This window comes from Streptomyces capitiformicae, from assembly GCF_002214185.1.
GTDB classification, from domain to species: domain Bacteria; phylum Actinomycetota; class Actinomycetes; order Streptomycetales; family Streptomycetaceae; genus Streptomyces; species Streptomyces capitiformicae.
On record NZ_CP022161.1, the window covers coordinates 6,832,268 to 6,850,128 of the forward strand.

Sequence of the window (17,861 nt, forward strand, 5' to 3'; positions counted from 1 at the left end):
ATGGAGGGACTGACCAAGGACGACGATTTCAAGGAACTGACGGCCTGGCAGGCGGACATACGCGGCCAGTTCCCCATCCTCACCGCGCACCCCGAACTCGCCTACCTCGACAGCGCGGCCACCGCACAGAAGCCGCGGGCCGTGCTGAACGCCGTGGAGACGTACCTGACGACGACGAACGCCAACGCCGGGCGGGGCACCTACCCGTGGGCGAACCACACGACCGCGCTCGTCGAGCGCACCCGGCGACGCGTCAAGGAGTTCCTCGGCGACCCCGAACCCGACTCCGACCGCTCCACCGTCCACTTCGTCAGCGGAACCACCGAAGGGCTGCGGGCGGTCGCCCGCGACTGGCTCACCACCCACCTCACCGACGGCGACGAGATCCTCGTCCCGTACGCCGACCACCAGGCCAACCTGGCTCCCTGGCTGGAGGCCCAGCGGCTGCTGGCCGAACGGGGCGTCGGCGTACAAGTGCGCGCGCTCCCGTATCAGGAGGCGTCCGGTGACTACGACCATCGGGCGCTTCCCGAACTCGTCGGCCCGCGCACGCGGTTCGTCGCCGCCACACACATCCACCACGTCTACGGCGGCGACATGAACGTGCACCGTTTGCGCGCGGCCGTCGGCCCAGATGTGCCGATCTGCCTGGACGCCGCCCAGAGCGTCGGCCATCTGCCGGTCTCCGTGACCGAACTCGACGTGGATTTCGTGGTCTTCTCCGGACACAAGGCCATGGCCCTGCCCGGCACCGGAGCCGTGTGGGCCCGCAACGACCCCGCACGGGGGCCGGAGTTCAGGCCCGGAGGCTGGCAGGGCACCCCCAACACCGTGGGCATCGCCTCCCTCGAAGCCGCGCTCGACTGGCTGGACGCGGCGGGCACCGACCGGATCGCCCGCTGGAGCACCGCTCTCACGGCCCGGCTCACCGAGGGGCTGCGCCACCTCACGCCGTACGAGATCCTGGGCTGCCAGACCAGTCTGGCCGCAGACTCCCGCGTGCAGCGCCGGCACGGCATCGTCTCCTTCAGGCACCACGACATCCCCTCCGACGACCTCGGCTTCATCCTGTTCAGCCACGGCTTCATGGTCCGCGCGGACAGCCTCTGTCAGGCGGGGGCGGACGAGCAGGACGCCTCGGTCCGGGTCAGCGTCCACGCGTACAACACGGTCGAGGAGATCGACCGCCTGCTGACCGTCCTCCCCGACTGACCTCACTGACCCAACAATGTGAATGGGAACCGTTTTCAGCTGTAGGGTCGCTCGTGAGTACCGTGGGACAGAGCGAGACGGCAGGGGTGGCACGGGCCGATGGGCGTGAGCATGGCGACGGCCAAGATGTGGGTGGAGCGCTGGGAGCGCCAGCAGGAGCGCTACGCCCTCGACCGTGAGGAGCGCTTCACCGTGATCGCCGATGTCATCGAACACGTCACGGCCGACGGCACCGAGCCCCTGCTCCTCGACCTCGGCTGCGGGCCCGGCTCCCTGGCCACCCGGCTGTCCGCGCGCATGCCGCACGCCGAGATCGTCGCCGCCGACATGGACCCGCTGCTCCTGGAACTGGGCCGCACCCACCACCCGTACGCCGCCCGCTACGTGGACACCGTGATCGGCGACGACGGCTGGACCGACGCCCTCGACCTGGGCCGCCCCCTGGACGCGGCCGTCTCCACCACCGCCCTGCACTACCTCTCCGTGCCGACCCTGCTCCGGACCTACCGCCAACTCGCTGCTCTCCTGCGGCCCGGTGGCGCCCTCGTCAACGGCGACCACTTCCCCCACCACAGCCCGCCCTGCGCGAACCTCGCCCGGCACGTGGGACGCCGTCATGCCGAACGCTGCGGCACCCACGACCACGAGGACTGGCAGTCCTGGTGGACCGCGGCCGCCCAGGACCCGGAACTGGCCGACCTGTTCACCCAACGCGCGCAGCGACAGGCGGCACTCGGCAACCACGACGGCAACGACAACACGCTGACCCTCGCCGACCACACCGCACTGCTGCGGGAAGCGGGCTTCCACCACATCACCCCCGTCTGGCAGTTCGGCGACAGTCACGTCCTCGTCGCGCTCAAGGGAGAGTGAGGGGCGGGCCTAGCGGAGTACGGCTGTTTGATCGCCGGTGTCGCGAGCCGCGGTGTCGCGAGCCGCGGTGTCGCGACTCGCGGTAGCCGTGCGACGACGCCCGCCGACTCAGGGCAGCACGCGGTAGGTCACGTGCGTGACCAGTTTCGCCGGCCGCGACTTCACCTGCTCCAGTTTCAGCGGTGGGACGCCTTCGAACAGCCGTGTGCCGGCGCCGAGCGTGAGCGGCGAAATGTGCAGCCGCAGCTCGTCGATCAGGCCGGCGGCAAGGTACTGGTTGACGGTGGTCGCGCCACCCATGATCGCGACATCGCCGTCGCCGGCCGCCGCGCGTGCCTGTGCCAGCGCCGACTCGATCCCGTCGGTGACGAAGTGGAACGTGGTGCCGCCGTCCATCGGCTGCGGCTCGCGCGCGTGGTGGGTGAGCACGAAGACCGGGGCGTGGTACGGCGGATCGTCGCCCCACCAGCCGTTCCACTGCCGGTCCCACTCGCCACGCACCGGGCCGAACATGTTGCGCCCCATGATGAACGCCTTGGCGGCGATCATCTCGTCGATCTCGGCCCGGTTCTCCTCGGGAGTTTCGGAGAACCAGGCGTGCAGCTTGTCGCCCCAGCCGTCGCCGCCGTCGTCGCCGAACGGGCGTTCCTCGGTCTGGTTGAGTCCGGCCGAGTACCCGTCGGCCGAGATCGTGATGCCGCAGACCACCTTGCCCGTGCGTGTGGTCATTGCGCTCTCCTCTCAGCGTGCGCCCATGCCCAGATTCTCCCCGGGGAGGGCCGAGCGCGCTCGAGGTTCGGACCCGGCGCCGGTCAGTCCGTGATCACAGGGCTGCGGTGGATCCACTCGTTGCCGTGGGCCGCCTGGTGCATGAAGGCGGCCACGGCCGCGCGACTGATGGTCGGGTTGCCCTTCATCGGCAGGCGGTCCCCGGCGCTGTAGGTGCCGTTGGCGGGGCCGTGGGTCAGCCGGGTCGGGTAGACCACGGTCCGCTCCAGCCCGCTGGAGCGGATGCGCTCGTCGGCTATCTCCTTGTCGGCGTAGATCGACCGCAGCAGCGTGCGGTAGATCGCCTTCTGTGTGGTGCTCGACCAGTCGAGGGTGTGGCCGACGCCCGAACGCCGCCGCGCGGACCGGCGCGAGGACCCGTACGGCTGCGCTGGTACCTGCACCCGGGGGTTTCCCAGCCGACTCGGTGTGGGTGCAGCCGGCGACGGGCACGGTCACGTGCTGCCGTTGGTGCGGCCGACGACGGACGCCGTCACGTGCTTCTGTCTCCGTCGGTCGGCCCGTAAGCCTGTTCGGCCGGCCGGGGACGGTCGCGTTGGAAGGCGGCGTACAGCCACCACGGGGACGGCAGCGGGAGAACCGCTCCGGTCGCCAGGGGTGGCACCGGCAGGCATGTCACAGCAGTTGTGCGACGCCGGCCGCAATCGGCACAGGCTCCGAGCGACCAACCCCCTGAGCCGTCACGTTCCGGCCGCCGAAGCCAAGGTCGGGGCGGCACCGACCCTGTCCGCCACCGATACGGTGGAGTTCTCCAAGGTCATCACCGGCCAGCCGCGCCCGCTTGCGGTTTTCGCCGGCCACGGCGGGGGACTCGCCGCGTGTGGTCGCGTATGGAGCGGAGCAGCGGGTACGCGTTCCGGCCCTTCGGGCCGGCTGGCTGAGGCAGACGTTCGTCCACTGGGCCTTCCCGCCGGACAAGGTCCAGGCGCTGCTTCCCGGGGAACTGGTGGTGGACGAGTACGACGGTGCCGCCTGGGTGGGTTTCACCCCCTTCGTCATGGCGGATGTGCGCCTTCCCGGCGTGCCCGCCCTGGTCCCCGGGCTTCCGACGTTCGCGGAGACCAACCTGCGGACCTACGTCCGGCATCGGGACGGGAGGGACGGGCTGTGGTTTCTGTCGATCGAGGTGGCCTGCCCGCTGATGCTCGCGGCCCGGGCCGTCGGCGCGCCGTGCAACCCGGGCACGCTGAGCGTCTCCGCGAAGGGGGACGCCGTTTCGTACACGGGCTCCAGATGGGTCGGCGACGCCTCCTACCGACTGATCGTCCGGCCCGGTGATCCGATCACGCCCACCGAGCGGGACGTCTGGCTGACCTCGCGCTGGCGCGCGTACACACGTCGGCTCGGCATGATCTGGCAGACGCCGGTCGAGCACGAGCCCTGGCCGCTGAGGGACGCCGCCGTCGACGTACTCGACGAGACGCTCACCACCGCGGCCGGCCTTCCCGCGCCCACGGCCGAGCCCGTGGCGCACTTCTCGGAAGGAGTCAGACATGTGCGGCTCGGGCTCACCCGACCAGGGGCGTAAGCCGGAGCCTTCCTGACACCGGATCGGGAGCAAGGGGATGAGCCGGAAGGGCCGCCCTACCGGACGGCGCCCGCCGCGGCTGCGCTTCGACGGCTGGATCGCGGGCATCGGCACTTCGTCCGGGACGCGCCTCGTGCACCGGTACCAGAGAGGTGTCCCGGACCCGGCCGCCGAGCAGCACGACGCCGTCCCGTACGGCCACCCGGACGGCGGAGCCCGGGGAGGGGAAGAGGTAGGCGACGACCTCGCGCCGGACCTCCTCGGCGATCTCCTCGTCGGCGCGGAGGAAGACCTTCAGCAGGTCCGCGCGGCTGACGACGCCCTCCAGCATTCCGCCCGCGTCCACCACCACAAGCCGCTTGACCTTGGCCCGGGCCATCGTTCGGGCGGCCTGGGCGAGCGTTGCGTCCGGCCGTACCGTGAGCGCGGGGGAGGTCATCAGCTCCTCGGCGGTCACCGCGCCGGCTTTCGACAGGTCCGCCAGGCGCCGCAGCTGGGTGTACCGGTCGGGGTCGCTGTCGCGGAACTCCTCCTTGGGGAGCAGGTCGGCCTCTGAGACGATGCCGACCACACGGCCCCCTTCCTCGACCACGGGCACGGCGCTGATCCTCCTGTCCCGCATCAGCTGGATGATCTCCTTGAAGGCCGTCCCACGACCGACTGTCGCGACCGTGCGGGTCATGACGTCGCCGACGATGTGCGGTGTGCCGTGCATGAGCACTCCTCAATGGTCCGTGCGGGGGAGGGCCGGCGGGTTCAGCCGACGCTGCCGGCGCCGTAGGGGGCGTACAGGTCCAGTAGCCGGGTCCGTGCGGCCTGGAGACGATGGGCGAGCACCTCACCGACCCACAGGCCGACGGCCTGGCCCAGGGCTGGGTCGTCCTGGCACATCAGACGGACGGCCGTGGCGTCGAACTCGTACGCCCGCACCGGCGTCACCGCCTCGGAACCCAGGTGCCAGACGTGCGGGGGGAACAGCCAGGACCAGCCGACGAGCTCGTTGTGCCGGAGCGTCTCGATGACGGCCGGCCGGCGGCCCGGCACACGCATGTCGAGTTCGACCGTGCCCGTGCGGGTGATCCAGAAACGGTCGGCACGGCCTCCCTCCTCGAACAGTCGCGTCCCCTGCGGGAACGCCACCTCACGGGCGACACGCATCAGCCTCTGCCGATGCTCGGCGGGCAGTGCCCGCAGCATGCTGGGCGTGGGTGTGGTGATCATGGCGTGCCTCCAGACGGTCTACCGGAACTGCCATGGCCAGCCTGTGTTCCGCCGCTCCCCGCCCGCCATGGGCCGTCCGGCCCCCGACTGGGGCCACTCGGCGCGGCGGACAAGCCTTCCGGCACCCTGCGGCGGCACCGGCCCCGCTGTTCGATGAAGGCATGGGACGACTCACCCGACAGAGGGGGACGAGCACCGTGGGTACCTCACTGACTCCCGACTTCTGGCGGCTGTTCGCCGTACTCCTGGTCGTAGCCGCGACGCTCACGTTCGTGTTGAGCGCCGTGCTCGACGCACTGTTCGTACGGCGACTGCGGCGGCGGCAGGACCGACAGCTCACCGCCCGCGCGAACCGGCCTCCGGACCGGCCGTCCGACGCCCCTGCGGACCGCACACCCGACCACCCGCACGTGGCGCGAGCGGACCGGGCCCCGCGCCCGCCCCGGCGGACGCCCGCGCACCGGTGACGGGCGAGTTCGGCCGTCCGGGACCACAGCGACCGGGCAGTCGCCGCCGTCGTCTCCGCCATCGACATGCTCGACGGCTGCACCGTGTTGTGCGCCGAGACGCCGTACGCCGCGCCGGGACGGTCTCTGCCCTTGTTCCTCCGCCCGGCTGCGCGCCGAGAGCGGCGTCCCGGCCCCCGGCGCCGTCGCCTCGACCCCACACGTGACAGGACGACGGACCGGCGGGGCTCCGGGCCGCCCGGCCCCAGAGGATCAGGGTCCAACGGCCCGATCCCGGCGCCCCTCGGCACTCGCCCCGACCTGGGCGAGCGACAAGCATCCGAAGTGCAGGCAAGCGCGACGAACCGAGGAGAGGACCGGCGATGACCGCGACCACGACCGTGGGCAGCCGAACGACCGACGCCTGGCGGGACTTCGCCGGGACGCACTGGCGCGAGCACGTCGATGTTCGTGACTTCATCCAGGCCAACTACACCCCGTACGAGGGCGACGCCGGCTTCCTGAGCGGTCCGACGGACCGTACCCGCGCCGTCTGGGGGAAGATCGTCGCGCTGTGCCGCGAGGAGCGGAGCAGGGGCATCCTCGATGTCGACACCGCGACCCCCTCGACGATCACCTCGCACGCGCCCGGGTACATCGACCGCGACCGCGAGCTGATCGTCGGCCTGCAGACGGACGCGCCGCTCAAGCGCGCGATCATGCCGAACGGCGGGCTGCGGATGGTGGAGAACGGCCTGCGCGCCTACGGCTACGAACCCGACCCGTTCGTCACCCGGGTCTTCGGCACCTACCGCAAGACCCACAACGACGGCGTCTTCGACGCCTACACCCCCGGGATGCGGGCCGCCCGCAAGGCGGGCATCATCACCGGGCTCCCGGACGCCTACGGCCGAGGCCGCATCATCGGCGACTACCGGCGCGTGGCGCTGTACGGCACGGACCGGCTGACCGAGGCCAAGAAGGCCGAGCGGGCCCTGCTGGACGCCCGGCCCTCCACCGCCGACGTCATCCGGGACCGGGAGGAACTCACCGAGCAGATCCGGGCGCTCGGCGAGCTGACCCGGATGGCCGCCGGCTACGGCTGCGACGTCTCCCGCCCCGCGACCACCGCCCACGAGGCCGTGCAGTGGCTCTACCTCGGCTATCTCGCCGCCGTGAAGGAACAGAACGGCGCCGCGATGTCCCTGGGCCGCACCTCGACCTTCCTCGACGTCTACCTCCAGCGGGACCTGACGGACGGGCTTCTCGACGAGACCGGTGCCCAGGAGCTGATCGACGACTTCGTCATCAAGCTGCGGATCGTGCGCTTCCTGCGCACCCCCGAGTACGACGCCCTGTTCTCCGGCGACCCCACCTGGGTGACGGAGTCGCTCGGCGGCATCGGCACCGACGGACGCACGCTCGTCACTCGCACGTCCTTCCGCTTCCTGCAGACGTTGTACAACCTGGGCCCCGCCCCCGAGCCGAACCTCACGGTGCTGTGGTCGCCGCGCCTGCCCGAGGGCTTCAAGCGGTTCTGCGCCCAGGTCTCCATCGACACCAGCGCCGTCCAGTACGAGTCCGACGAGCTGACGCGCCCGCGCACCGGCGACGACACGGCGATCGCCTGCTGTGTCTCGGCCATGGCGGTGGGCCGGCAGATGCAGTTCTTCGGGGCCCGGGTGAACCTCGCCAAGGCGCTGCTGTACGCGGTCAACGGCGGCCGGGACGAGATGACCGGCGAACAGGTCGCCCCCGCGGCGCCCCCGCTCACCGGGGAGTACCTGGACCACGAGGAGCTCTCGGCGGCGTACGACCGCGTCCTGGACTGGCTGGCCGGGACGTATGTCGACGCGCTGAACGTCATCCACTACATGCATGACAAGTACGCCTACGAGCGCGTCGAGATGGCGCTGCACGACCATCCGGTGCACCGCTTCATGGCCTGTGGCATCGCCGGCCTGTCGGTCGCCGTGGACAGCCTGTCGGCCGTCAAGTACGCGCGGGTGAAGGTGTTCCGGGACGCCACCGGCCTCGCCGTCGACTTCCGCACCGAGGGGGACTTCCCGACCTACGGCAACAACGACGACCGCGCCGACGACATCGCCGTCCACCTGGTCGAGTCGTTCATGGCGAAGGTGCGCGAACACCCCACCTACCGGGACGCCGAACACACCCAGTCGGTCCTCACCATCACCTCCAACGTCGTCTACGGCAAGCACACCGGCAACACCCCCGACGGCCGCCGCGCCGGACAGCCCTTCGCGCCCGGCGCCAACCCCATGAACGGCCGCGACCGGCACGGCGTCGCCGCCTCGGCCCTGTCGGTCGCCAAGCTGCCGTACGAGCAGGCCCGCGACGGCATCTCGCTGACCACGACCATCACACCGGAGGGACTCGGCCACCGTCCCGAGGAACGCGCGGGCCATCTCGTTGGCATCCTCGACGCCTACATGGCCTCGGGCGGCTTCCACATGAACGTCAACGTCCTCGACCAGGCCACGCTCCAGGACGCGATGGAACACCCGGAGAAGTACCCCGACCTGACCGTGCGCGTCTCCGGGTATGCCGTCAACTTCGTCCGGCTGACCCGCGAGCAGCAGCTCGACGTCATCAGCCGCACCTTCCACGGATCGATGTGAGCCGGATGGCCGAGGGCCGGAGGGTCAAGGGCCGGATCCACTCCTGGGACCTGTCCACCGGCGTGGACGGTCCCGGGACCCGGTTCGTCCTGTTCGTCGCCGGCTGCCCGCTGCGCTGCCTGTACTGCGCCAACCCCGACACCTGGCACATGCGCGACGGGAAGGAGACGACGGTCGACGAGGTGATGGCCGAGATCGAGAAGTACCGCGCCTTCCTCACCACGGCGGGCGGGGGAGTCACCGTCACGGGCGGTGAACCGCTCCTCCAGTCAGGATTCACCGGCGAGATCCTGCGCCGCTGCAAGGAGCTGGGACTGCACACCGCCCTGGACACCTCGGGCTTCCTCGGCGTGCGGGCCACCGACGAACTCCTCGGTGACACGGACCTCGTACTGCTGGACATCAAGTCCTTCGACGTGAACACCTACCGGCGGCTGACCGGCGGCGAACTGGGCCCCACCCTGAACTTCGCCACCCGCCTCGACCGGCTCGGCATCCCCATGTGGATCAGATATGTCCTGGTTCCCGGCTGGACGGACGACGAGGAGTCCGTCGGGGGACTGGCCCGCTTCGTGGCGGGCCTGGGCGCGGTCGACCGCGTGGACGTCCTGCCGTTCCACAAGCTGGGCGCCGCGAAGTACGAGGCCCTCGGGCTGCCGTTCCCGCTGCTCGACACTCCCTGTCCCGATGCGGAACTGACCCACCGGGTCCGTGAACGGTTCAGGAAGCAGGGTGTGTCCGCCTACTGATCACGATGTGTCCGCCGGCTGATCCCGTCGCCAGGTCAGGTACGCGGCCACAGCCGTCGGCAGGGTGGGGAAGACGCGGTCCGGGCCGACGGAGTCGGCGAGGCCGTACGCCTTCAGCTCGTCCAGGAGGTCCTGCTTGACACGGGCGAGAGCGAACACGACGCCACGGCGGGTGAGTTCGCGGCGGAGTTCGTCGAGGGCGTCGAGAGCGGTGATGTCGACCTCGACGTTCGCCTCGGTGTTGAGGACGAACCAGTGGACGTCAGTGGTCTGCGCATCGACGGCGGCCAGGGCACGGCGCCGGAAGTCCTCGGCGTTGGCGAAGAACAGCGGGGAGTCGTAGCGGTAGACGAGCAGGCCGGGGATCGTGCGGGCCGCCGGGTAGTCGTCGACGTCGTGCATGCCCGCCACCCCGGGCACCAGCCCCTCCACGGCGTCGTGCGGCCGGGCCACCCGCGTCAGCAGCTCCGCCACCGACAGGCCCACGGCGACCAGCACGCCGTACAGGATGTCCAGGGCGAGCACACCGGCCAGACAACCGAGGGCGAGCAGCAATTCGCGGCGGCGGAACGCGGCCAGCCGGCGGAAACCGGCGAGGTCGACCATGCGGACCGCGGCGTAGAGGACGAGCGCGCCGAGCACCGCGGAGGGCGTGCGCGTGAGCAGCGGACTGAGGAAGAGCAGGACCGCGAGGACCACGGCTCCCGCGACCAGGGAGTACGCCTGACTCCCCGCGCCCGCCGAGGAGGCGAGCGCGGTCCTGCTGGCGCTGCTGCTCACCGGGAACCCGTGCACGGCGCCCGCGCCCAGGTTGGCCGCGCCGAGCGCCAGGAATTCCTGGTCGGCGTCCAGAGCGGGCCCTTCGCCGCGGGGGCCGTCGAAGGCCCGGGCGGTCAGGATGAAGTCCGTGTACGCGACCAGCAGGACGCCCAGCGCCGGCAGGACCAGTGCGGGCAGCTCGCCCAGGTCCGGCACGGCGAGGCCCGGCAGCCCCGAGGGCACCTCGCCGATCACCGTGATGCCGTACCGGTCGTCGAGGCCGAAGGCCGCCACGGCCGCCGTACCGAGGACGACGGCCAGCAGAGGGCCGGGCACCGCGCGGAAGCGCGCCACCGCGAAGAGGAGCACGAGCACCGCCGCGGAGAACAGGACGGTGGGCAGGTGCGCGTCGGGCAGGTTGCCGAAGAAGGACCACAGCTGGGCGAAGAACGCCGAGCCGGTCGTGTCCACCCCGGTGAGCTTGGGCAGCTGATCCACCGTCATGATCAGGGCTACGCCCGCCAGATAGCCGATGAGCACCGGCCGGGAGAGCAGGTCCGCGAGGAAACCCAGGCGCACCGCGCGCGCCAGCAGACACAGCAGCCCGACCGTCACCGCGAGGGTGGCGGCCAGCGTGGCGTAGCGCTCCGGGTCCCCCGCGGCGAGCGGGGCGACCACCGTGGCCGTCATCAGGGCGGTCGTGGACTCGGGGCCGACCGACAGCAGCCGCGAGGAGCCGAACAACGCGTACAGCGCCAGGGCGGGGAGGATCGCCCACAACCCCGCGACCGGTGGCAGTCCGGCCACCCCGGCGTATGCCATGACCTGCGGCACGAGATAGGCGGCCACGGTCGCTCCGGCCACCAGGTCGCCCTTGAGCCAGGCGCGTCGGTACTCCGAGAGCGTGCCCAGACCAGGCGCCAGGCCGCGCCACCCCCGGCCGCGTCCGCCTCCGCGTCCGAGTCCGCCTCCGCCTCTGCCTCCGCCTTCGCCTCCGCCGAGCCTCATGCGCCCCCCTTCGCCGTTGCCCACAGGGCCCTCCCGCGCAGGTCCGGCCACGAGACGCCGCTCGTGCCCCTTGGCATCTTGTCGCCCAACAGCCCCTGCGGACAGGGCCGTTCAGCCCCACAACCGCAGACCTTCGGCATCCGGCGCGCTTCGGCGACCCCGGCGAGAGTGAGGGCATCACACAACGTCCCGACCGTCTCCGAAAGGACCCATCATGGCCGTGCACGAGCACCCTCACCGGAGTCCGGGTTTCCACCTGCCGTCCTTCCGCGGGCGGCGGACCGCCTCGCCGGCTGAGCCCACCCTGTCGGAGGCGACCGGCACCCACGCGGTGGCTGCCTACCCCCTCGCCTCCCTGCGTCTGCTCACCGGATTCGTCTTCCTGTGGGCGTTCCTCGACAAGACCTTCGGCCTCGGCTACGCCACCCAGTCCGGCAAGGGCTGGATCGACGGCGGCTCGCCGACGAAGGGCTTCCTCGGCTCCGTCGCCGTCGGGCCGATGGAGTCCACCTTCCACTCCTGGGCGGGAGACACCTGGGCCGACTGGCTGTTCATGCTCGGTCTGCTCGGTATCGGGCTCGCCCTCACCGCCGGTGTGGCGCTGCGGCTCACCGCTTTCGCCGGCACCGTGATGATGGCGCTGATGTGGGTCGCCGAGTGGCCGCCCGCCCAGCATCTCTCCGACGGTTCGCCCAGCATGTCGACGAACCCGTTCGCGGAGTACCACGGGGTCTACGCCGTCGTGCTGATCGTCCTCGCCGCCACGGCCGCCGGGGACACCCTTGGCCTCGGCAGGCTCTGGGCGAGGCTTCCTCTGGTGCGCCGCAGCCCCTGGTTGCGTTGACCGTGGGAGGGGCGGCGGGCCCGACGGGGTCCGCCGCCCCACGACAACGCCGGACAGGGCCTGTCGGCCCCGGGCAGGGACCTGCGGCCCCTGCCGAGGGACCGGCCCAGGGAAGAAGCTCGATTCGGGAGCCCGGTTCACCGCCGGGGCCCGTTCCTGGGCCATGACCTGCGAGTCGGGGCCCGTCCGGGGCCCCGAGACCCAGGACTTCCCGACCCAGGGCCCGACTCGGCACTCCCGCTCAACCCTTTGATCAGTACCCCGACCCAAGAGGTGGAGATCATGAACCGCACCGTCACCGTCGGTCTCGACGGCTCCCGTGAGAGCCGCGCGGCGGCCGAGTGGGCGGCCCGCGAGGCACGGCTGCTCGGCGTGCCGCTGAAGCTGGTCCATGTCTGGGAGCCCGTACCGGAGCCCATCGCGCAGGCACCGCTGCTCGGGGCGGAGACCCATCAGCACTGGACCAAGCGAATTCCACGCGAGGCGGCCGAGGGCCTCCGGCTGCGCCACCCCGGCCTCGACGTGACCACCGAGCAAGCGTCCGGTCGGCCCTCCGAGGTGCTGGCGGACGCGGCGAAGGACGCCGAACTGCTGGTCCTCGGCTCCCGCGGCCTGAGCGGGATCGGCGGCTTCATGGTCGGCTCGGTCGGGCTGGCTGTCGTGGCGCACACCGAGCGGCCGGTCGTCCTGGTCCGCGCCGACGAAATGGCCGCGGACGAGCACGAGATGGACCCGGCCGGCATCCCCTCCGCCGCCACCCCGTTCCGGCCCGTCGTCCTCGGCCTCGACATCGAGAGCCCCGACGCGGAACTGGTCGAGTTCGCCTTCGCCGCGGCATCACGCCGCAACACCTCCCTGCGGGTGGTGCACGGCTGGAACCCGCCCCCGTACTACGCCTACGGCCTCGCCGCAGACCTCGAACTCCACGGCGAACTCGCCCGCCGTGAGACCTCCGCGCTGACCGAGGCCCTGCGCCCGTGGCGCGAGAAGCACCCGAACGTCGAGGTCACCGAGGAGTCCCCCTACGGCACCCCCGGCAACCACCTCGTCGACGCCTCCCGCGAGGCCTCCCTGGTCGTCGTGGGCCGCCGCATCCGCCGCAACCCGTTCGGCGCCCACATCGGCCCCGTCACCCACGCCGTCCTGCACCACTCCACCGCCCCCGTCGCCGTCGTCCCGCACCACTGACGCCACAATCCGAGGAGTTGAACCCATGAAGGCAGCGGTCGTACGAGCCTTCGGCGAGCCTCTGGTCATCGAGGACCGCCCCGATCCCGAGCCCGGCCCCGGGCAGGTCCGCATCCGTGTCGAGGCGTCCGGACTGTGCCACACCGACATCCACGCCGCCCACGGCGACTGGCCAGTCAAGCCGAATCCGCCGTTCGTCCCCGGTCACGAGGGTGTCGGCCTCGTCGAGAAGCTCGGTGACGGGGTCACCCACCTCGGCCTCGGCCAGCGCGTCGCCGTGCCGTGGCTGGGCAGGGCCTGCGGGCGGTGCGAGCACTGCCTGTCCGGCTGGGAGACGCTGTGCGAGCGGCAGATCAACACCGGCTACGGCTGCGACGGCGGGTACGCCGAGAAGATGCTCGCCTGGGCCGACTTCGCCCAACCGGTGCCGGACGGCGTCAGCGCCGTCGACGCGGCCCCGCTCACCTGCGCCGGTGTGACCACGTACAAGGCGCTGAAGGTCGCCGACGTGAGGCCCACGCAGCTCGTGGCGGTCTCCGGGGTCGGCGGACTGGGCCACCTCGCCGTGCAGTACGCCAAGATCGCCGGGGCGACGGTCGCCGCGATCGACGTCACCGACGAGAAGCTCGAACTGGCAGCCGAACTCGGCGCCGATTTTCTCATCGACGCCCGCAAGGAGAACGTCGGCGAGGTGCTCAAGCGGCACGGGGGAGCCCACGCGGCCATCGCCCTCGCCGTGAACGACGCCGCGTTCGAGGCCGTGAACTCCGGTCTGCGGCGCGGCGGCAAACTGGTCATGGTGGCCCTGCCCGCCCACGGCACCGTCCGGGTCCCGATTTTCGACACCGTCCTCAACGGCACAAGTGTGATCGGCTCGATCGTGGGCACCCGGCAGGACCTCGCCGAGGTCTTCCAGCTGCACGCGGACGGCCGGACCAGGGTGATCTGCGAGACCCGCCCGCTTGCCTCCGTCAACGACTCCATCGACGAGGTGCTGCGCGGCCAGGTCAAGGCCCGGATCGTGTTCGACCTCGGTGCGGGGCGGTGAGGGAGATGGCGATGGACCTGCCGGTCGTCGTCGGCGTGGACGGCTCCGAGCCCAGTCTGCGGGCCGTGGACTGGGCGGCCGACGAGGCCGCGCTGCGCGGAGTGCCGCTGCGGCTGGTGTACGCCTCGCTGTGGGAGCGGTACGAGGGTGCAGCGCTCGCCGAGGAGCTGGGCAAGCCGTCCGAGCGGGTGCGGGCCGAGGAGATCGTGGAGAGCGCCTCCCTGCGCGCCAACCTCCGCCGGGCGGAGGTGAAGATCACCACGGATGTGCTGCCCGAGGAACCCGAGTACACGCTGCTGAGGGAGAGCCGGACCGCCTCCCTGCTGGTTACGGGCACCCGCGGGCGCAGTGCCCTCACCGAGGCGCTGTTGGGCTCGGTGAGCCTGACCGTGGCCGCGCACGCGCACTGCCCGATGGTCGTCGTACGTGGCAGCCATGACAACCGGGCCCAGCCCGCGACGCACGGCCGGATCGTCGTCGGCGTCGGGGAGAAACCGACGTCCTCGGCGGCGGTGCGCTTCGCCTTCGAGGAGGCACGGCTGCGCGGGGCGGAGGTCGAAGCCGTACGGGCCTGGCGGTGCCCCGCGCACGAGACCACCGACCATCCGCTGCTGGCCGGGGAGCCCGCACGGCTGCACGAGCAGCGGGCCGTGGAGGGCCTGGAGGCGGCTCTCCAGGAAACCCCCGACGATGTCCGGCTGCGCCGCCGTACCGTCGAGGGCCACGCCCGGACCGTCCTGTCGGACGCCTCCCACGACGCCGACCTCCTCATCGTGGGAGCCAAGCGTCGGCAGCGGCACTTCGGACTCCAGCTGAGCCGGGTGACGCACGGCGTGCTGCATCACTCCGCCTGTCCGGTCGTGATCGTGCCCGAGCCGGAGTGAGCACGGTGACCGGCTGTTCGGAGACCCGCCGCGTGATCCGGACGTAGGTCCGCAGATCGCGCGGCGGGCGCTCGTAGCCGGTCGACGGCGGGCGCTCCGGCAGCTCGAGGATCGAGGGCATCACCTCGTGGTACGGCACGGAGTCCCGCAGGTGGGCGATCATGTTCAGCCGCGCCCGGCGCTTGTCGTCGCTCTCCACGACGTACCAGGGCGCCTCGGTGATGTCGGTGTGCACCAGCATGTCGTCCTTGGCCCGGGAGTACGCCTCCCGGCGGGCGGGTGACTCCAGGGCCATCGGCGACAGCTTCCAGCGCCGCAGCGGGTCCTCCAGACGGCGCCGGAAGCGCTCCTGCTGTTCGGTGTCGCTCACCGAGAACCAGTATTCGCGCAGCTCCTCCCTGGTTCGATGGTGCCGCCCCTGCCCGCCGCGTCCCGGCCTTCGAAGATCACGACCAGCCGAGCGTCCTCGGCCCGCACCCACTCCTGGAGTTTGACCAACTCCCTCTGCGGACGCAGCAGTTCCTCCCCGTACGCCGCCCGCGGCACCTTCGTCGCCTTCTTGTCGGCCATGCCGCCACCATCCGACAACCTCCGTCGATGACTTCCGGAGTCACCCATGACCAAGGTCGAACACCAGAACGTCACCGTACTTTCCGACCACGGACTGCGTACCCTGGACGCCCACTGGCGGGCCGCGAACTACCTCGCGGCCGGGCAGATCTATCTGATGGCCAACCCGTTGCTGACCGAGCCGCTGCTCCCGGAACACACCAAGCCGCGGCTGCTCGGGCACTGGGGCACTGGGGCACCTCTCCCGGGCTCACCCTCCTCTACACCCACCTCAACCGGGTGATCAAGGCACGCGACCTCGACGCCCTGTGCGTTGCCTGGATCCGCGAGCACGGCACCGACCTGCCGGAGATCGCCGACCGGCACTGGGCCTGACGTCGTCGCCGGAACGCGGTTCACAGGGGTGAGGTCGCGGCCTCTGCCACCAGCGCCCTGTCGGCGAGCGCCTCGGCCAGGCCCGGGTACACCTCGAAGACACCGCTCAGCCGCGTGCACCGCAGCAGCCGCCGGAACGCCCTGTCAGACGTGACCAGCCGCAGCCGGCCGTGCCGTGAGCGGATCCGCCTGTGCGCCCGGCACAGGACACCGAGCCCGGAGCAGTCGATGAAGGACACGGGACGCAGATCGAGCACCAGGTCGGGGCGGGACACGGCCGTCAGGGCGTCCAGGGCCGCCGAGAGGGCGGGAACCACCAGGAGGTCGAGCTCGCCGCACAGCGTCACGACCGTGCTGCCGTCGGCCGCCCGGGTCGTGCGGTACGTCGAGGACCTCGTGTGGTTGTCGTCCATGAGGACAGACAAGCCGAACCCTTCCGACCTGCGGAAGGGCCGTTCGGTCCCTTCCGCCGGTCCCTCATGGGCCTCCGGCCCCGCCCGGCGGTGTCCCCCTTGTCGCCGTCAGCGCGCCCCGGTCCGAACGGCCCTGAGGACAGGGGACGTTCGGCACCCTCACAGGTTCTCCCGGCTCCTGCTCGGGGCGGCGGTTCACGACAAGCATCGACATGTGGGGGTCACCGTCCGGTGCTCCCCGGTCACAGCCTGTCGAAAGGGAAACCGAGCCATGACCGACAACCAGGTCGTCGTAGGAGTGGACGGCACCATCTCCTCCACCAGGGCCCTTGACTGGGCCGCCGGGGAAGCGATCCGGCATGGCGCCGGGCTGCGCCTGGTGTGCGCCGCTCCGGACCGCGACGAGGCCGTACCGGTCCTGAGTGCCGCCGTCTCACGCGTCCGCGAGCGGCACCCCGGTCTCCTCGTGCGGACCGTCGCGGCCGAGGGCGGCGCCGTGCGGGCGCTGGCGCGGGAGAGCGAGGACGCGGCCCTCACCGTGGTGGGCACCCGTGGCATGGGCCGGACCACCGGCCTGCTCCTCGGGTCGGTCAGCCTGCGACTGGCCCGGCACGTACGCGGTCCGCTGCTTGTCGTACGCGGGGACCACCCGTGCGACGAGGGGCGTGAGGTGGTGCTCGGCCTGGAGGACGACACGGACGAGCGGGCCGCCGTCTACGCCTTCGAAGAGGCCCGGCGACGCGGCGCCCGGCTGCGTGTCCTGCACTCCTGGCCCCATCGCCACGTCATGCCCGCACTGCCGCCGCTCGTGAGCACCGCGGGCCGGCGACGGGACCCGGCCGCCTCGTACGAGCGCGTCGAGGAGGCCGTTCCGCGCTTCGCCCTCGCCGCATTGCGGGAGCGGTACCCCGACGTCCCGGTGGAGGCCGTCACGGTGCGGACGAGCGCGCCGGAGGCGTTGCTGGAAGCGACCCGTGAGGCCGCCCTGGTGGTCATCGGCTCGCACCACCGGACGTCCGCCCTCGCTCCGCACCACGCACCGGTCGCCCCCGTCCTGCTGCACCGCTCGCACTGCCCCGTGATCGTCGTCCCCGCCGCATGACCGTCCACGTCGGCGATCCGCAGCCGCACGGTTACGTGCCGTTCGCCGGGGAACGGATCGCTCCACCCGGCGCCGACCGCTCTGCCTCGCGTGCCGAGCGGCCGGTCCTCCTCGTCCGTGCCGAAGCCGCGAGGGAGTATCGGACCGATGCCTTCGGGAGCGGGCTTGGGACGACCGCTTACCGCGATGTCGTGCTGGGCCTGGACGGGA

17 protein-coding genes and 2 pseudogenes are annotated in these 17,861 nt (G+C 71.5%); 12 read left to right on the forward strand and 7 right to left on the reverse strand.

What is annotated here, in order from left to right; genetic code table 11:
* Together CES90_RS30470 and CES90_RS30475 are read left to right on the forward strand one after the other, a co-directional pair.
* Nucleotides 1-1,212: an aminotransferase class V-fold PLP-dependent enzyme gene (locus CES90_RS30470; RefSeq protein WP_189787189.1), complete on the forward strand. Its 1,212-nt coding sequence runs from the start codon at nucleotides 1-3 to the stop codon at nucleotides 1,210-1,212.
* Nucleotides 1,213-1,311: 99 nt separating this feature from the next.
* A complete protein-coding gene (locus CES90_RS30475; RefSeq protein ID WP_189787190.1) occupies nucleotides 1,312-2,085 on the forward strand; it encodes a class I SAM-dependent methyltransferase in 774 nt (257 codons plus the stop codon).
* Nucleotides 2,086-2,193: 108 nt separating this feature from the next.
* Here the strand turns inward: CES90_RS30475 and CES90_RS30480 are convergent, their stop codons facing one another.
* Nucleotides 2,194-2,814 carry a dihydrofolate reductase family protein gene (locus tag CES90_RS30480; protein WP_189787191.1) on the reverse strand — a complete coding sequence of 207 codons (621 nt, stop codon included), beginning with the start codon at nucleotides 2,812-2,814 and terminating at the stop codon, nucleotides 2,194-2,196.
* Between the two features lie 83 nt (nucleotides 2,815-2,897).
* Complete coding sequence (locus CES90_RS30485; protein ID WP_308437923.1) at nucleotides 2,898-3,257, reverse strand: NAD(P)H-binding protein; 360 nt, start codon at nucleotides 3,255-3,257, stop codon at nucleotides 2,898-2,900.
* 437 nt (nucleotides 3,258-3,694) lie between these two features.
* Between CES90_RS30485 and CES90_RS30490 the strand changes: the two genes are divergently transcribed.
* Entirely contained in the window at nucleotides 3,695-4,402 is a 708-nt protein-coding gene (locus CES90_RS30490; protein ID WP_189787192.1) for a YqjF family protein, read from the forward strand.
* On the opposite strand, the gene CES90_RS30495 is transcribed toward CES90_RS30490, so the two are convergent.
* Nucleotides 4,383-5,117 (reverse strand): CBS domain-containing protein, encoded by a 735-nt coding sequence (locus tag CES90_RS30495; RefSeq protein WP_189787193.1) that lies wholly within the window; start codon nucleotides 5,115-5,117, stop codon nucleotides 4,383-4,385. The genes CES90_RS30490 and CES90_RS30495 overlap by 20 nt on opposite strands.
* Nucleotides 5,118-5,158: 41 nt before the next feature.
* On the reverse strand, nucleotides 5,159-5,623 hold the full coding sequence (locus tag CES90_RS30500; protein WP_189787194.1) for a cyclic nucleotide-binding domain-containing protein: 465 nt from the start codon (nucleotides 5,621-5,623) through the stop codon (nucleotides 5,159-5,161).
* A gap of 197 nt (nucleotides 5,624-5,820) precedes the next feature.
* Here CES90_RS30500 and CES90_RS30505 point away from each other — a divergent pair, with 197 nt between their 5' ends.
* From CES90_RS30505 to pflA, 3 genes are all read left to right on the forward strand, one after another.
* Nucleotides 5,821-6,090 (forward strand): hypothetical protein, encoded by a 270-nt coding sequence (locus CES90_RS30505; protein ID WP_189787224.1) that lies wholly within the window; start codon nucleotides 5,821-5,823, stop codon nucleotides 6,088-6,090.
* Nucleotides 6,091-6,452: 362 nt separating this feature from the next.
* The gene (gene pflB / locus CES90_RS30510; RefSeq protein ID WP_189787195.1) at nucleotides 6,453-8,711 is read left to right on the forward strand and encodes a formate C-acetyltransferase; all 2,259 of its coding nucleotides are present in this window, start codon (nucleotides 6,453-6,455) and stop codon (nucleotides 8,709-8,711) included.
* 5 nt (nucleotides 8,712-8,716) lie between these two features.
* A complete protein-coding gene (pflA, locus tag CES90_RS30515; protein ID WP_189787196.1) occupies nucleotides 8,717-9,460 on the forward strand; it encodes a pyruvate formate-lyase-activating protein in 744 nt (247 codons plus the stop codon).
* Here the strand turns inward: pflA and CES90_RS30520 are convergent, their stop codons facing one another.
* Entirely contained in the window at nucleotides 9,461-11,227 is a 1,767-nt protein-coding gene (locus tag CES90_RS30520; RefSeq protein WP_229914324.1) for a SulP family inorganic anion transporter, read from the reverse strand.
* 214 nt (nucleotides 11,228-11,441) lie between these two features.
* Here CES90_RS30520 and CES90_RS30525 point away from each other — a divergent pair, with 214 nt between their 5' ends.
* The 4 genes from CES90_RS30525 to CES90_RS30540 all read left to right on the forward strand — a co-directional run bounded on the left by CES90_RS30525 (nucleotide 11,442) and on the right by CES90_RS30540 (nucleotide 15,191).
* A complete protein-coding gene (locus tag CES90_RS30525) occupies nucleotides 11,442-12,071 on the forward strand; it encodes a DoxX family membrane protein (protein ID WP_189787197.1) in 630 nt (209 codons plus the stop codon).
* A 282-nt stretch (nucleotides 12,072-12,353) separates the two neighbouring features.
* The gene (locus CES90_RS30530) at nucleotides 12,354-13,259 is read left to right on the forward strand and encodes a universal stress protein (protein ID WP_189787198.1); all 906 of its coding nucleotides are present in this window, start codon (nucleotides 12,354-12,356) and stop codon (nucleotides 13,257-13,259) included.
* A gap of 25 nt (nucleotides 13,260-13,284) precedes the next feature.
* Nucleotides 13,285-14,307, forward strand: a complete 1,023-nt coding sequence (locus tag CES90_RS30535) for a zinc-dependent alcohol dehydrogenase (RefSeq protein ID WP_189787199.1) — start codon at nucleotides 13,285-13,287, stop codon at nucleotides 14,305-14,307.
* Nucleotides 14,308-14,312: 5 nt separating this feature from the next.
* Nucleotides 14,313-15,191 carry a universal stress protein gene (locus CES90_RS30540; RefSeq protein WP_189787200.1) on the forward strand — a complete coding sequence of 293 codons (879 nt, stop codon included), beginning with the start codon at nucleotides 14,313-14,315 and terminating at the stop codon, nucleotides 15,189-15,191.
* Here CES90_RS30540 and CES90_RS30545 read toward each other — a convergent pair.
* A pseudogene (locus CES90_RS30545) lies at nucleotides 15,149-15,761 on the reverse strand (hypothetical protein). The gene CES90_RS30540 and the pseudogene CES90_RS30545 sit on opposite strands and share 43 nt — an antisense overlap.
* Nucleotides 15,762-15,807: 46 nt before the next feature.
* Here CES90_RS30545 and CES90_RS30550 point away from each other — a divergent pair.
* Nucleotides 15,808-16,097, forward strand: a pseudogene (locus CES90_RS30550) (phosphoketolase family protein); the annotation flags it as partial.
* A gap of 59 nt (nucleotides 16,098-16,156) precedes the next feature.
* On the opposite strand, the gene CES90_RS30555 reads toward CES90_RS30550, so the two are convergent.
* Nucleotides 16,157-16,549 carry an STAS domain-containing protein gene (locus CES90_RS30555; protein WP_189787201.1) on the reverse strand — a complete coding sequence of 131 codons (393 nt, stop codon included), beginning with the start codon at nucleotides 16,547-16,549 and terminating at the stop codon, nucleotides 16,157-16,159.
* Between the two features lie 271 nt (nucleotides 16,550-16,820).
* Here CES90_RS30555 and CES90_RS30560 point away from each other — a divergent pair, with 271 nt between their 5' ends.
* Complete coding sequence (locus CES90_RS30560) at nucleotides 16,821-17,651, forward strand: universal stress protein (RefSeq protein WP_189787202.1); 831 nt, start codon at nucleotides 16,821-16,823, stop codon at nucleotides 17,649-17,651.
* Nucleotides 17,652-17,861: the final 210 nt, after the last annotated feature.